Genomic DNA, 14,049 nt, shown 5'->3' with positions numbered 1-14,049 from the left:
GGGGAATCTGCACTTAACCTGACTACGCGGCTGCACGGGCGGCCGGGAGTGTCACCTCGACATGCCCGCGGCCGTCCGCGATCGCGCGGACCTCCACACCGGCCGAGGCGGCGATGCGCCTCACCACCGGCAGCCCCAGCCCGTACCCGCCGCCGCCGGTCACCCCCGCTTCGAAGACCCGGTCGACGTCCGCCGGATCGATCCCGGGGCCGTCGTCCAGGACATCGACCACGATGGCCTCTCCCTGGTCGCGGGCGGTGATCCACACCCGGGACTTCGCATGCCGCAGGCCGTTGTCCAGCAGGGGCGACAGCAGCGACACGGCGACGTCGGCCGCCACGGCCACCTCGACCTTCGAGGGGAAGGCGACCTCGACCGCACGGCCGGCGATCGCCTGCCGCGCGGCGGAGCGCAGGTCGCACCGGGTCCCCTCGTCCGTCCGTGCGCGCGCGGCGCGCAGCAGCGTCGTGATCGCCGTATCGAGGCGGTCGACCTCGCTCAGCACCGCCTCCGTGGGCACCGGCTCGCCGGACAGCTGCGCCAGCTGCGCCTCGGCCCGCAGGACCGTGAGCGGTGTCCGCAGCTCGTGGGCGATCTCGTCGGTGAGCCGGCGCTCATCGGCCAGCGCGTTGTCGACGCGCTCCAGGAGGTGGTCCAGAGTCCGCCCCAGTTCCCCGAACTCGTCGCGGGGGACGCCGAGGTTGAAGCGGCGCCCGGGTTCGTGCTGGCCCCAGTCGTCGGCGAGGGCGGCCATCTCGTGGACGACCCGCAGCGCGCGGCGCACCACGAGGTGTGCGACCCCGCCGGCGAGGAGGATCGTGAGGCCGCCCAGTATCAGGGACAAGGTCAGGCTGCGCTGCTCGGATGTCTCGTAGGGCGTGAGGTCCACCCGGGCGATCACCATGACGTGGTGGCCGTCCATCGGGCCCTCCCGCGCGTACAGGAGGTAGTCGCCGGCCGACGCGGTCTGCGAGCGCCCCGAGTCCGCGAGCTCCTCGACGCGACCGACCAGGCTCGGCGGGACGTTTCCGTCGATCAGGCGGCCGTCGGCATACACCCAGGCGACCTCGTCCAGCGCCTCACTGCCGTTCTCCGTAAGTACGACACGGCTGCCTTTGGTGGTGACGTTCGCCGCCACCGCCTCGGCCCGAGTACGTGCCAGATCGTGCGCGTCGGCGTCCGTCACCCGGCTCAGCAGCACGTGCGAGACCACGACCAGGACCGCGACCACGGCAGTGGCGATCAGCACGGTGAGTGCGACGACCCGCTTACGGAATCCCGTCACTGCCATCGGTAGCCCACACCACGGACGGTCGCCAGCCGCTCGGCCACACCCAGCGCACCCAGCTTCGCCCGCAGCCGGCGCACATAGGAGTCGAGGGTGTTGTCGCTGACCTGCGCCCCGTGCGGCCAGCCGGCAGCGACGAGGGCGTGGCGGCGTACCGCGTCGCCCTGCGAGGCGATCAGGCGGCCCAGCAGCCGGAACTCCGTCGGGGTCAGGCTCATGCTCACAGAATCGTAGGTCACCACGTGCTTCGCCGGATCGAGGACGACCTCGCGCGGCGCGGGCGCCACGGTGGCCCGACGCAGCAGCGCCCGGACACGGACCAGCAGTTCCGGGATGTCGAAGGGTTTGGTCATGTAGTCGTCGGCGCCGGCCTCGAAGCCGCCCACCTTGTGATGCAGGCCGTCCAGGGCGGTGAGCATCAACACCGGCGCGTCGACGCCGCGAGCCCGCAGGGCCAGGCAGACGTCTCGGCCGTCGGCGTCCGGGAGGCCGAGATCCAGGACGACCAGGTGGGGCGCCGGTGCGAGCTGCCGCAGCAGGCTGTCGGCCGTGGCGGCGACGGAGACGGTGTGCCCGTCGTGCTCCAGGGCGCGCTTGAGGACGCCGCGGACCGCCGCGTCGTCTTCACACACCATGATGAAAGCCACGCGCCGACCCTAGATACTCCCGTCCCAGTTCTCCATCTTCCCTGGTCAGCCGCTGAGTGTGGGGCAGGCCACTGTTGACGGCCCCACGTGCGGGCCGACCCGCACAGAACCGTACCGTCGGGCCCGGCGAAGGCGACGTCGTCCCGCAGACCGCAGTGGAAGAGCTCCCGGGTTTTACTCCTGCATTACCGCCCCATGACCATCTGACTACAGGTCTGTAGTCAAGATGGTCCAGCCGTGGTTAGGGTTGCCTACGCTAATGGGCGCTGCTCGTACGGAGGCCGCCCGGGGAGGGTCGCATGTGGGATGACGCGTTTCCGAGTTTCCTGATCGGGCTGCGGGAGGGGCTCGAAGCAGGACTCATCGTCTCCATCCTCGTCGCGACCCTTGTGCGGGCGGATGCCCGCTCCCGGCTGCCGCAGGTGTGGACGGGCGTACTCGCGGCGATCACGCTCGCCATGAGTTTCGGCGCGGTCCTCACCTTCACCGCGGCCTCCCTGTCGGCCACCGCGCAGGAAGCCTTCGGCGGCACCCTCAGCGTGATCGCTGTCGCGTTCGTCACCGCCATGGTGTTCTGGATGCGCCGCTCGGCCCGCAGCCTGTCCGGTGAGATAAAGGAGAAGATCACCGGAGCCCTGGCCATGGGCTCGGGTGTGCTGATCCTCACCTCCTTCCTCGCCGTGGGCCGGGAGGGTCTGGAGACCGCGCTGTTCCTGTGGACCACGGCCCAGGCAGCCGGCGAGTCCTCCGGCCCTCTGACCGGTGCCGCGATCGGGCTGATCCTTTCGGCCGCCCTGTGCTGGGGCTTGTACCGGCGGGTCCTGAAGATCAACCTGACGAAGTTCTTCACCGCCACCGGCGTGGTCCTGATCGTGATCGCAGCCGGCGTTCTCGGCTATGGGCTGCGCGACCTGCAAGAGGGCGGAGTGCTGCCCGGCAAGGCTGCCTACGCGGTCGACCTGAGCGGCAGTATCGACGCCGGCTCCTGGTACAGCACGCTGGTGCAGGGCGTGTTCAACCTGACGCCGGCCATGACCTGGCTGCAGGTCTTCGGTTACGCCGGCTATCTCGCCGTGGTCATGACGCTGTTCGTGCGCGGCCTGCGCGCCGCGGCGCCGAAGCCGGCCTCCGGCAAGGCGGCACCGGCCCCGGACGCCCCGACGCCCGCGCGGCGCCGCCCTGCCTGGGTGGTTCCCGTCGCCGTCGTCACCGTCCCCGCGCTCCTCGCGGGCCTCGCCGTCGCCTTCGGCCGTCCCAAGCCCGGCGCCGCCCAGACCGTCGCCGTCTCGGAGAAGGACTGCGGCGAGGGTTTCACCGCGCCCAGGCCCGGCCGGCAGACCTTCCAGATGCACAACACCGGCGACAAGACCGCCGAGGTGTACCTCATCGACCCGGCCACGAACGCCGTCTACGGCGAGATCGAGGGCCTGGCCCCCGGCACCACCCGCGCCCTGGTCGCCACTGTCGCCGGCGGCGCATACGCCTGGCGGTGCGTGCCCAGCGGCGGAACCGCGGTCACCTCCGAGGCCCTCCGCGTCACCGGTGGCGGGGCCGCGAAGGCGGTCGTCCCGGTCTCGGAACACGACCTCTCCGGCCCGCTCGCGCAGTACCGGACGTACGTCGACGAGGGCCTGGCCGCTCTCGTGCCCCAGACCCGCACCCTGGCCGACGACATCAGGCACAACCACCTCGGCAAGGCCCGCACCGACTGGCTCACCGCGCACCGTACCTACGCCTCCCTCGGCGCCGCCTACGGCACCTTCGAGGACTTCGACCGGAAGATCGACGGAAGGGCCGACGGACTGCCGGACGGCGTGCACGACAAGGGTTTCACCGGCTTCCACCGCATCGAGTACGGCCTGTGGCACGGCGAGCCCGCCGCCTCGCTCACCGCGCCGGCCCAGCGACTGGCCGCCGACGCCGCCGGCCTGCGGAAAGCCTTCCCGCACCAGGACTTCGACCCGTCCGACCTGCCACTGCGCGCCCACGAGGTCCTCGAGAACACACTGCAGTTCGAGCTGACCGGCGACACCGACGGGGGCAGCCACACCAACCTCGCCACCGCCGACGCCAACCTCGCCGGCACCCGCGAGCTACTCACCGTCCTCAGGCCGCTGCTCACCAGACGCTCTCCGCACCTGCTGCCGACCGTCGACGCAGACGTCGCACGACTGCAAAAGCTCCTGGACTCCGCCCACCATGGCAGCCACTGGACCCCCGTCGGACAGCTCGGCGCCACCGCCCGCGCCCGCGTCAACGGGGCCACCGGCCAGCTGCTGGAGGACCTCTCCCCCGTCCCGGACCTGCTGGAGATCCGGAAGTCCGCCTGATGACCACCGCACACCACCGCATCGACGACCTCGCACGCACCGAAGGGAACGCCCCCATGCCGTCCGCCGAAACCCCCGCCCCGCAGGGTGGCTGCCCGGCCGGCGCCGACCGCCGCTCCTTCGTGAAGACGGCCCTCGGCGCCGGAGCGGCCGGCGCGGTTCTGGCCGGCGGCGGGCTCGCGCTCGCCGAGAGCGGCGGTGGCACCGCACAGGCGGCCGCGCAGACGGAGAACGCCGCCGAAGTGCCCTTCCACGGCCTCCACCAGGCCGGCATCATCACCCCGGCGCCGGCCGCTGCCACCTTCGTCTCCTTCACCGTCATCGCCGAAGACCGCGCGCAGTTGGTGGAGTTGCTGAAGACGCTCACCAGCCGGGCCCGCTTCCTGACCTCCGGCGGCACCCCCGCCGACCTCGGCGTCGGCGCCCCGCCCTCCGACAACGGCATCCTCGGCCCGACCGTCCCCGCCGACGGACTCACCATCACCGTCGGCGTCGGCGCGTCCCTCTTCGACGACCGCTACGGCCTCGCCACGGCCAAGCCCCGCCGCCTGACTCCCATGCGGACCTTCCCCAACGACAACCTCAAGCCCGCCGAGTGCCACGGCGACCTGTCCCTGCAGATCTGCGCCAACCGTCAGGACACCGTCCTGCACGCCTTGCGCGACATCGCCCGGCACACCCGTGGGGCCATGCAGATCAAGTGGCGCATCGACGGCTTCCAGAACACGCCCCGCCCCAGCGGCGCCCAGCGCAACCTGCTCGGCTTCAAGGACGGCATCGCCAACCCAGACGTCACCTCGTCCCGAGAAAGCAACCGCCTCATATGGGTCGGGGGCGGCGCCGGCGAGCCCGCATGGGCCAGGGGCGGCAGCTACCAGGTCATACGGATCATCCGCATGCTCGTCGAGTTCTGGGACCGGGTCTCCCTCACCGAGCAGGAGAAGATGTTCGGCCGCCGCAAGGACACCGGCGCCCCGCTCGACGGCGTCAAGGAGACCGATGTCCCCAACTACGCCAAGGATCCGCACGGCAACGCGATCCCCCTCGACGCCCACATCCGCCTCGCCAACCCACGCACCGCCGCCACGGACGACTCCCGCATCCTGCGCCGCGGCTACAACTACGACCGCGGAATCGACGATGTCGGCAACCTCGACATGGGCCTGGTCTTCTGCTGCTACCAGCAGGACCTCAAGCGCCAGTTCGAGGCCACCCAGACCCGGCTGATCGACGAACCCCTCGTCGACTACATCTCACCCACCGGCGGCGGCTACTTCTTCGCCCTGCCCGGAGTCCGCGACACCAAGGACTGGTTCGGCCGCGGGATGCTCACGAGCTGACACAGATTCCTCAAGGCCGTCCCCGTGCCGTGTCACCCCGGCTTTCGAACGTGTCCGTCGCTCCATGCTCGGCCGCGCAGCGGCGTGGTGACCGGAACGCCCGGTGCCTGCTCGCACGTGCACCACTCAGCGGCGGGCGTGAACCACACGGCCCGGGTGCACCACAGCACAACCAGCGCGGCGGCCTGGATGGCGGCGACGATCAGCACCTCGGTGATCCGAATGTAGCCGGTGACTCGGGGACCTTGTTTCAGCGCGGACGGTGGAAAGGCGAGCGGAGGCACTTGTGCCGGGTCCGGGAGTCTCGGAGAGTTCCCAGGTGGGCGGGACGCTGCCGACGGTGACCTGAACGCATCCTGACTGCCGCGCGGCTTTCCCGGCCCGCCAGGTCAGGCCCGATCACGATGGGGCCATGCACACAAGCGCCGCGTCCTGGCTGCGGCACCGGCTCGGCCGCGCCATCGTCCTGTCCTACCCCCTCGCCCTGGTCCTGCCCGCCCCCGGCCTGTGGCTGCGCCGCCCCCACCACTTGCCGCCGTCGCACCTGACAGTGCACACCGCACCGCTCCTGCTGTCCCTGGTGCTGTTCTCGGCCGGGCTCCAGGTCCCCGTCCGCGCGCTGGGCACCCTGCTGCGGCGTCCGAAGGCCCTGCTCTCCGGCCTCGTGCTGCACCTGGCGATCCCACTGGCGGTCGTGCCGCTCGTCGCCCTCCTGCTGCGGCGCACCCCGGACGCCGACGGCGGCAGCGGACTGCTCACCGCGATGATCCTCGTCGTGGCGATGCCCGTCGCCGCCGGGGCGACCGTGTGGACCGACAAGGGCGACGGAGATCAGCCGACCATGGTGGGTCTCGTCCTGGCCTCCACCCTCCTCAGCCCGCTGACCACCCCCGTGTTGCTGGCGACGCTGTCGCCGCTGCTCAGCGGCGGCTACGCGCACACCCTCGCCGCGACCGGCCGGCTGACCCAGGGTGACTTCGCCCTCACCGCCGTGGTCCTTCCCTGCGCGGCGGGCTTGTTGGGTGCACTCGTCCTGCCCGCGCGATGGCTGGGCCGCCTGGTCACGACGGTGACGCCGTCGGCCATGGCCGGTTCGCTGGTCCTGACCTACGTCAACGCCAGCGGCGCCCTCGGATCCGTCCTCACACGGCCACGACCGCTCCTGCTCGCCGCTGCCCTGGCCGTGGCCGCCCTGGTCTGCCTGCTCTCCTTCGTCCTCGGCCGGGTCGCCGCCCACTTCCTGCGGCTGGAGGCGGGGACCGCCTCGTCGCTGACGCTCGCCTGCGGCATGAACAACAGCAGCGCCAGCGCGGTGCTGATCACCACGTCCCTGCCCGACAAACCGCACCTGCTGCTGCCGGTCCTCGCCTACGGGCTGCTGCAGAAGATTGCCGCGAACCGGATCGTCACCCGGCTGCGACCGGCTCCCACCGCAGCAGGCGCCTGAACCCTCCTCAGCCGTCGCCCTCGGAGCCGGGCTCCTCGCGGCGTACGGGGACGAGCAGGGTGAAGGCGGCTGGACGGCGGCTGGTCAGGGAGAGTCTGCCGCCCAGGGACACGGCCAGATCGCGGGCGAGGGACAGGCCGATGCCGGAGCCCTCCCCCGCGCCGGTGCGGCCGCGGTCGAACAGCCGGGACGCCTCGCCGTCCACCGCGCCCTCGTCGGTCACATCGAAAGCGACGGCCTCCCCGAGGTCGCGGGCCGTGAGGCGCACGGTGCCGCGCCCGTGGACGCGCGCGTTCTCCAGCAGGACGCCGAGGATCTCGGTGACGGGGGCGCCGAGGACGCGAACGTCGTCCCCCGTCTCGAGGACCGCGGCCTCCAGGCGTCTGCCGTCGCGGGCGAACAGTCCGTGCCAGCGCTCCTCGGTCTCGCGCAGCAGCTGCGACACGGGCGTGTCGGGGGCGGGCCGACGCGGCAGGCCGTGGGAGCGGGACAGGCGCAGCACCTCCTCCACCGTCCGGTGCAGGCGGCGTGTGGTGGCCAGGGCCTCCTCCAGGGCGGGCCGCAGCCGGGCGTCGTCGTCCTGGGCGATCCCCGCCTCCAGGGTGAGCTGCAGCCCGGCGAGCGGGGTGCGCAGCTGGTGGGAGGCGTTGGCGGTGAAGTCGCGCTCGTGGCGCAGGAGTTCGGTCAGGCTGTGCAGCATCTCGTTGTGGGTCCGCGCGACCTGGTCGATCTCGGCGACGCTGCTGGGCGCGGCCCGGGCGCTCAGGTCGCCTGCGGTGACGGCCCGGCAGTGCCGGGAGAGGTCCTCCAGCGGCGCGGCCAGCACCCGCGCCTGCCTGCGGGCGACGAGGACGGCCACGGTCAGCGCGAGGGCGCAGACCCCGGCGAGGACCGCCCAGGCGATCAGGACCCGGTGGCGTACGGCGGCTGCGGGCGAGGAGGCCCGTACGACGCCGATCACCCGCTCGGCGTGCGAGACGGGTACCGCGACGACCAGGTCGCCGCCCGGCCGGCCGCGCACCACCTCCGCGGCCAGCGCCCGTCGCACGGCCGCGTCGCCGGTGCGGGGGCCGGTGCCGGCCCGCAGCCGCAGCGAGGGGTCGTACAGACCGAGACCGCCGTCGGGCGGTGGCGCGGGCAGTTCCACGGGGTCGCCGGTCGCGTAGTCCGGGCTGACGCGTACCGCCCCCGACAGAGCCGCCCGCTCCAGGGTGTCGCGCTGGTCGGCGTAGAGGGACGACCTGATCGCCAGGGCCAGCGGGACGGCGAGGAGGACGACGGCGACCAGGGCGGCGGTGAGGGCGACTCGCACCACGCGCTGTCTCATGCCCCCATCCTGCGGGCGCCCGGCCGGTCCGTGGGCGGTGCGCCACGCGCTTTTGCCGTCGTCTAACCGTCGGCGTGCGGGGCGTTAACCGACGGCTCTCTAGCGTCGGTGACATGGCAGGAGAGCAGGACCCGGCAGTAGCTCGGGAGGGCAGTGGCATGTCGTACAAACGTATCTCCGCCGGCCTCGTCGCAGTGACGGTGGTCGCGGCCGTGATCGCGGGGTGTTCCGGATCGTCGTCCGGGGCGCATTCCGGCTCGGGTTCGACGGCCCCGGTGCGGGCGGCGAACCCGGCCCCCACCGAGTCGAACCCGCCCGGCGACATCCCCGACAACCAGGTGTTCGTGGCCTACCGTCCCACCGGCGGCTTCACCGGATTCACGGTGAAGGTACCGGAGGGTTGGGCCCGCACCGACAAGGGCGCAACGACCGTCTTCACGGACAAGCTGAACAGCGTCACCATCGCCACGGCCAACGCCTCCACCGCCCCGACCGTCACCTCCGTCAAGAACACGGTCGTACCTCGACTGCGCGGGCAGGTGCCGAAGTTCGCATCGCCGAAGGTGTCGCAGGTGACCCGTAAAGCGGGCCCCGTCGTCCTCCTCGCCTACCAGGGCGACTCGGCCAAGGACCCGGTCACCGGCAAGGTGGTGCGCGACGCGTTCGAGCGGTACGCCTTCTACCGGCAGGGCCACGAGGTGGACCTGACGCTGTCCGGCCCGGTCAACGCCGACAACGTCGACCCGTGGCGGATCGTCAGCGACTCGTTCGCGTGGCGGTGAGTGCGATGCCCGCCGGACCGTCCGACGACGACGTGGTGCTGGCCGCCCGGGAGCTCTACCGCTTCTACCGGGCCGGCGAGGAGGAGACGCTCGCGCTGCGCGGAGTGTCACTGCGGGTACGGCGGGGGGAGACGGTCGCCGTCGTCGGCCCGTCAGGGGCGGGCAAGTCGACCCTGCTGGCGTGCCTGGCCGGGCTCGACGAGCCGTCGGGCGGCGAGGTCCGGGTGGCGGGCGTGCGCATCAGCCACCGGCCCGAGACCGAACGCGCCCGGCTGCGCGCGCGCCATGTGGGAGTGCTCCTGCAGTCCCATAACCTACTGCCGCATCTGACCGTGCGCGACAACATCCGACTCGCCCAGCATGCGGTGCGCGGCCGTCCCGCCGTGCGGGCCGCAGCGCTGCTGGAACAGATGGGGCTCGGGCGGCGGTCGGGCGCGCTGCCGCGGCAGCTGTCCGGCGGTGAGCTGGCCCGGGCCGGGCTCGCCGTCGCGCTGGCCAACTCCCCCGCCGTGCTACTGGCCGACGAGCCGACCGGCGAACTCGACGGCGTGACCGAGGAGTTGGTGCTGCGGATGCTGCGGGACCGGGCGGCAGACGGTTGCGCGGTGCTGATCGTGACGCACAGCGCGGAAGCGGTGCGGGGCGCCGACCGAGTGATCACACTGGACGATGGGCGGGCCCGCGAGGGACACGAGGGACACGAGGGAACCGCTCAGGCGAAGGAGAGCAGCCATGTCCTCCGCTGACCTGCTCGTCTCCTGCCGGGGCGTCGCGCTCACCTTCGGCCGGGGCCACACCGCCGTGGTGGCGGTGCACGGCGCCGATCTGGACGTCCGCTCCGGCGACCGGCTGGCGATCGTGGGACCGTCCGGGTCGGGGAAGTCGTCCCTGCTCCATCTGCTGGCCGGGCTCGAACGCCCCACCAGCGGCACGATCACCCGGCCCGGACTCCACGCCCCCCGGGACATCGGCCTCGTCTTCCAGGCCGACAGCCTCATCCCCGCCCTCGACGTCACGGAGAACACCGCGCTGCCGCTCGTCCTGGCGGGACGTCCGCAGGAGGACACCCTCCGTCCGGTCGCCGAGGCGCTCGACGTGGTCGGCGCGGCCGGGCTGGCCGACCGGCTGCCCGACGAGATCTCCGGCGGCCAGGCCCAGCGAGTGGCTGTGGCCCGGGTGCTGGCGCAGGCGCCGCGGCTGATCCTCGCGGACGAGCCCACCGGCCGCCTCGACCACGCCACCGGCGCCCGCGTCCTGGACGCCCTGCTCGCGGCGGCCGACCGGACGGGCGCGGCCCTCGTCGTCACCACCCACGACCCCGCCGTCGCCGCCCGGCTCACCCTTCGGCGGCACATGCGCGACGGCCGGCTGCTCGCCCTCGAAGCAGCACCAGCGCCGGACCCACGAGGGAGCCTGTCATGATCACCGCCTGGGCGGCCGGACTGGCCCGCCACCGCATCGGACGGCTCCTGGCCGCCGTCGCCGGGATCGCCCTCGCCGTCGCCCTGGTCGCCGCGCTCGGCTCCTTCCTCACCGCGTCCAAGGCGACCATGACCCAGCGCGCGGTCCGCTCGGTCGCCGTGGACTGGCAGGTCGAGGTACAGCCGGGCGCCGACCCGAACGCCGTCCGGTCGCTGGTGCAGGCCGCCGGCGGCACCCGGGCCGCGCTGCCCGTCGGCTTCGCCCGCACCACCGGCTTCACCGCCACCGTGGGAGGCAGCACACAGACGACCGGCCCCGGCGTCGCGCTCGGCCTGCCGGCCGGCTACCGCAGCCAGTTCCCCGACGAACTGCGCACGCTCTCCGGCTCCGGCACCGGCGTCCTGCTCGCCCAGCAGACCGCCTCCAACCTGCACGCCGCCCCCGGCGACACCATCGGCGTACGGCTGCCCGGCGCCGGACTGCGGCAGGTGCGGGTGGACGGCGTGGTCGACCTGCCCCAGGCCGACTCCCTGTTCCAGAAGGTCGGCGCGCCAACACAGTCCCAGCCGACCGCTCCCCCGGACAACGTCGTCCTCCTGCCCGCCGCCCGGTTCGCCTCCCTCACCCGGGGAGCCACCGACGTCACCACCCAGATCCACGTGGCCCGCGACGCGAGACTGCCGGCCGACCCGGCCGCCGCCTTCACCTCGGTCACCGGTGCCGCACACCACCTGGAGGCCAGGTCGGCCGGTTCCGCGCTCGTCGGCAACAACCTGGGCGCGGCCCTCGACTCCGCCCGCCAGGACGCCCTCTACGCCCAGATCCTCTTCCTCTTCCTCGGCGTGCCCGGCGCCGTCCTGGCCGCCGCCCTGACGGTGGCGGTCGCAGCGGCCGGCGGCGAACGGCGTCGCCGGGAGCAGGGCCTGCTACGGCTGCGCGGGCTACGTCCCCGTCAGGTCACCGCGCTCGCGGGCCTGGAGGCCGCGCTGGTCGGGGCCGTCGGCGGCCTGGCGGGGCTCGGGCTTGCCGCGCTCACCGGCCGCCTCGCCTTCGGGGCCGCCTCCTTCGGGGCGGGCGCGGGCACCTGGGCCCTCTGGTACGCCGTCGCCTTCGTCCTCGGCGTGGCCGTGGCCGCCGCCGCCGTGCTCGTGCCCGCCCTGCGGGATCTGCGCACGGTGACCGTCGCCGACACCAGGCGGGAGCCGCGCGGGTCGCGTTCGCCCTGGTGGCTGCGGTACGGCCTGGACTTCGCGCTGCTGACCGGCTCCTGGCTGGTGTTCCGCGCCTCCTCCGGCAACCAGTACGCCCTCGTCCTCGCCCCGGAGGGCGTACCCAGCGTGTCCGTCTCCTACTGGGCGTTCCTCGGCCCGGCCCTGTTGTGGCTGGGCGCGGCCCTGCTGCTGTGGCGGCTGACCCTGCTGGTCCTCGCCCACGGCCGGCCGGCCCTGGCCCGCCTCGCCCGGCCGCTGACCGCGACCCTCGCCACGACCACGGCGGCCGTGCTCTCCCGCGACCGGCGGCCGCTGGCCCGCTCCGTGGTACTGCTCGCCCTCGCCGTGTCGTTCGCGATCTCGACGGCCGTCTTCAACTCCACCTACCGTCAGCAGTCCGAAGTCGACGCCCGCCTCACCAACGGCGCGGACGTCACCGTCACCGAACCGCCCGGCGCACAGGTCCGGGCGAGCGCGGCCGACACGCTGAAGGTCTCCGGCGTCCGGAACGTCGAGCCCCTCCAGCACCGCTACGCCTACGTCGGCTCCGACCTCCAGGACCTCTACGGCGTCCGGCCCGCCACCGTCGCGAAGGCGACCTCGCTCCAGGACGCCTACTTCTCGGGCGGCACGGCCGGTCAGCTGATGCACCGGCTCGCCCAGCGCCCCGACAACCTGCTGGTCAGCGCGGAGACCGTGCACGACTTCCAGCTCTCCCCCGGCGACACCGTCAACCTCCGGATCCAGGACGCCCGCACGAAAACGCTGCGCACCGTGCCCTTCCACTACGCCGGGATCGTCAAGGAGTTCCCGACCGCGCCGAAGGACAGCTTCTTCGTCGCCAACGCCGCGTACGTCGCGAGGGCGACCGGCAGCGACGCGGTCGGCGCCTTCCTGCTCGACACGGGCGGCAGCCACCAGCAGCAGATCGCCGCGCATCTGCGCAAGCAGCTGGGCACCGGCGCCACGGTCACCGACCTGACGCAGACGCGCGGCACGGTCGGCACCAGTCTGACCTCCGTCGACCTGGCCGGACTCACCCGGATCGAGCTGGCCTTCGCGGTGCTGCTGGCCGCCGGGGCGGGAGGGCTCGTCCTCGCCCTGGGCCTCGCCGAGCGCCGCCGTACCTTCGCCGTGGCCACCGTCCTGGGCGCTCGCAGCGGCCAACTGCGCGGCATGGTCCTCACCGAGGCCCTGCTGCTGGCCGCCGGTGGCCTGGCGGGCGGCGCCCTCATCGGCTGGGCCCTGTCCGAGATGCTCGTGAAGGTCCTGACGGGTGTCTTCGATCCGCCGCCCGCGAGTCTGTCGGTGCCGGGCGGCTACCTGGCCCTGACCGCGGGCGCGGCCGTCGTCGCCGTACTGGCGGCCGCGCTGAACGGCATCCGCAGCGCCGGCCGGCCCGCCGTGGAGGAGCTGCGTGACCTGTGAGCGGACGGGAGTGGACGGGCCGCGTGCGTCGCCCGCTCCTACGCTGTCCAGCATGCGTACGCACGCGACCGCCGACCCGAGCCGTCACCGCGTCCTCATCGTCGAGGACGACGAGACCATCGGCCGCCACCTGGAGACCGGCCTGCGCGGCAACGGCTACGCACCGACCTGGAGCCGGACGGGCTCCGCGGCGCTGACCGAGGCCGCGCGGACGCCGTACGACGTGCTGCTGCTCGACCTGGGACTGCCCGACATGGACGGTCTGGACGTCGCGCGCGCCGTGCGCGCCCGGCACCCTGACCTGCTGATCGTCATCCTGACAGCCCGCACGGACGACATCGACGTAGTCGCCGGGCTGGACGCGGGGGCGGACGACTACCTCGTCAAGCCCTTCACTCTGACCGTGCTGCTCGCCCGGCTCCGCGCCCATCTGCGCCGCCGGGTCGTCGCCTCGCCGCCGCAGGAACCCGTCCGGCTGGCCGACCTCGTCCTCGACGTCGTGGCCCGCCGCTGCACGCTGCTCGACGTGGACATCGACCTGCGTCCCAAGGAGTTCGACCTGCTCGCCGTCCTGGCCCGGCACGCAGGGGAGGCCGTCTCCCGGGAGACCCTGATGGCCGAGGTCTGGGACGAGAACTGGTTCGGCTCCACCAAGACCCTCGATGTCACCATGGCCGGCCTGCGCCGCCGCCTCGCGCAGGCCGCCGACGCCTCGGTCCGCCCCACCGTCCTGCCCCGCATCAGCACCTTGCGCGGGCACGGCTACCGCCTGGAACTCTGACGGGCCCCGCGGCGCGGCAGCAGCGAGCAGGCCGCCGGTCTTCCCG

Annotated in this window: 11 protein-coding genes; 8 read left to right on the top strand and 3 right to left on the bottom strand. The window is 73.1% G+C overall.

What is annotated here, in order from left to right; all coding sequences use genetic code 11:
• Positions 1-22: 22 nt before the first annotated feature.
• Positions 23-1,291, bottom strand: a complete 1,269-nt coding sequence (locus tag AQJ66_RS02435; protein ID WP_061915654.1) for a sensor histidine kinase — start codon at positions 1,289-1,291, stop codon at positions 23-25.
• Positions 1,282-1,935 carry a response regulator transcription factor gene (locus AQJ66_RS02430; protein ID WP_061915652.1) on the bottom strand — a complete coding sequence of 218 codons (654 nt, stop codon included), beginning with the start codon at positions 1,933-1,935 and terminating at the stop codon, positions 1,282-1,284. Before AQJ66_RS02430 ends, AQJ66_RS02435 begins: the two co-directional genes overlap by 10 nt.
• Before the next feature lie 299 nt (positions 1,936-2,234).
• Here AQJ66_RS02430 and efeU point away from each other — a divergent pair, with 299 nt between their 5' ends.
• From efeU to AQJ66_RS02415, 3 genes are all read left to right on the top strand, one after another.
• Positions 2,235-4,265, top strand: a complete 2,031-nt coding sequence (gene efeU, locus AQJ66_RS02425) for an iron uptake transporter permease EfeU (protein ID WP_061915649.1) — start codon at positions 2,235-2,237, stop codon at positions 4,263-4,265.
• Between the two features lie 56 nt (positions 4,266-4,321).
• Positions 4,322-5,605 (top strand): iron uptake transporter deferrochelatase/peroxidase subunit, encoded by a 1,284-nt coding sequence (efeB, locus tag AQJ66_RS02420; protein WP_061916661.1) that lies wholly within the window; start codon positions 4,322-4,324, stop codon positions 5,603-5,605.
• Between the two features lie 412 nt (positions 5,606-6,017).
• A complete protein-coding gene (locus AQJ66_RS02415; RefSeq protein WP_061915646.1) occupies positions 6,018-7,052 on the top strand; it encodes a bile acid:sodium symporter family protein in 1,035 nt (344 codons plus the stop codon).
• A 7-nt stretch (positions 7,053-7,059) separates the two neighbouring features.
• Here the strand turns inward: AQJ66_RS02415 and AQJ66_RS02410 are convergent, their stop codons facing one another.
• Complete coding sequence (locus AQJ66_RS02410) at positions 7,060-8,379, bottom strand: sensor histidine kinase (RefSeq protein ID WP_061915642.1); 1,320 nt, start codon at positions 8,377-8,379, stop codon at positions 7,060-7,062.
• Between the two features lie 158 nt (positions 8,380-8,537).
• Here AQJ66_RS02410 and AQJ66_RS02405 point away from each other — a divergent pair, with 158 nt between their 5' ends.
• From AQJ66_RS02405 to AQJ66_RS02385, 5 genes are read left to right on the top strand one after another with little or no spacing between them, the layout of a single operon-like run.
• Positions 8,538-9,161, top strand: a complete 624-nt coding sequence (locus AQJ66_RS02405) for a hypothetical protein (RefSeq protein WP_061915639.1) — start codon at positions 8,538-8,540, stop codon at positions 9,159-9,161.
• Between the two features lie 5 nt (positions 9,162-9,166).
• Positions 9,167-9,907: an ABC transporter ATP-binding protein gene (locus AQJ66_RS02400; RefSeq protein ID WP_061915636.1), complete on the top strand. Its 741-nt coding sequence runs from the start codon at positions 9,167-9,169 to the stop codon at positions 9,905-9,907.
• Entirely contained in the window at positions 9,894-10,583 is a 690-nt protein-coding gene (locus AQJ66_RS02395) for an ABC transporter ATP-binding protein (RefSeq protein WP_061915633.1), read from the top strand. The genes AQJ66_RS02400 and AQJ66_RS02395 overlap by 14 nt, the downstream gene beginning before the upstream one ends.
• Positions 10,580-13,222, top strand: a complete 2,643-nt coding sequence (locus AQJ66_RS02390) for an FtsX-like permease family protein (RefSeq protein ID WP_061915630.1) — start codon at positions 10,580-10,582, stop codon at positions 13,220-13,222. The genes AQJ66_RS02395 and AQJ66_RS02390 overlap by 4 nt, the downstream gene beginning before the upstream one ends.
• Positions 13,223-13,274: 52 nt before the next feature.
• Positions 13,275-14,003, top strand: a complete 729-nt coding sequence (locus tag AQJ66_RS02385) for a response regulator transcription factor (RefSeq protein WP_061915627.1) — start codon at positions 13,275-13,277, stop codon at positions 14,001-14,003.
• Positions 14,004-14,049: the final 46 nt, after the last annotated feature.

It is taken from the genome of Streptomyces bungoensis, from assembly GCF_001514215.1.
GTDB lineage: Bacteria > Actinomycetota > Actinomycetes > Streptomycetales > Streptomycetaceae > Streptomyces > Streptomyces bungoensis.
Note: the sequence above shows the minus strand (reverse complement) of the source record. Positions and strands in the feature narration are given on the sequence as shown.

What these genes read in the sequence shown, in the direction of transcription:
- AQJ66_RS02435 (WP_061915654.1), bottom strand. Translation starts at nt 1,291, where the DNA reads ATGGCAGTGACGGGATTCCGTAAGCGGGTCGTCGCACTCACCGTGCTG.
- efeU (WP_061915649.1), top strand. Translation starts at nt 2,235, where the DNA reads ATGTGGGATGACGCGTTTCCGAGTTTCCTGATCGGGCTGCGGGAGGGG.
- efeB (WP_061916661.1), top strand. Translation starts at nt 4,322, where the DNA reads ATGCCGTCCGCCGAAACCCCCGCCCCGCAGGGTGGCTGCCCGGCCGGC.
- AQJ66_RS02415 (WP_061915646.1), top strand. Translation starts at nt 6,018, where the DNA reads ATGCACACAAGCGCCGCGTCCTGGCTGCGGCACCGGCTCGGCCGCGCC.
- AQJ66_RS02410 (WP_061915642.1), bottom strand. Translation starts at nt 8,379, where the DNA reads ATGAGACAGCGCGTGGTGCGAGTCGCCCTCACCGCCGCCCTGGTCGCC.
- AQJ66_RS02405 (WP_061915639.1), top strand. Translation starts at nt 8,538, where the DNA reads ATGTCGTACAAACGTATCTCCGCCGGCCTCGTCGCAGTGACGGTGGTC.
- AQJ66_RS02400 (WP_061915636.1), top strand. Translation starts at nt 9,167, where the DNA reads ATGCCCGCCGGACCGTCCGACGACGACGTGGTGCTGGCCGCCCGGGAG.
- AQJ66_RS02395 (WP_061915633.1), top strand. Translation starts at nt 9,894, where the DNA reads ATGTCCTCCGCTGACCTGCTCGTCTCCTGCCGGGGCGTCGCGCTCACC.
- AQJ66_RS02390 (WP_061915630.1), top strand. Translation starts at nt 10,580, where the DNA reads ATGATCACCGCCTGGGCGGCCGGACTGGCCCGCCACCGCATCGGACGG.
- AQJ66_RS02385 (WP_061915627.1), top strand. Translation starts at nt 13,275, where the DNA reads ATGCGTACGCACGCGACCGCCGACCCGAGCCGTCACCGCGTCCTCATC.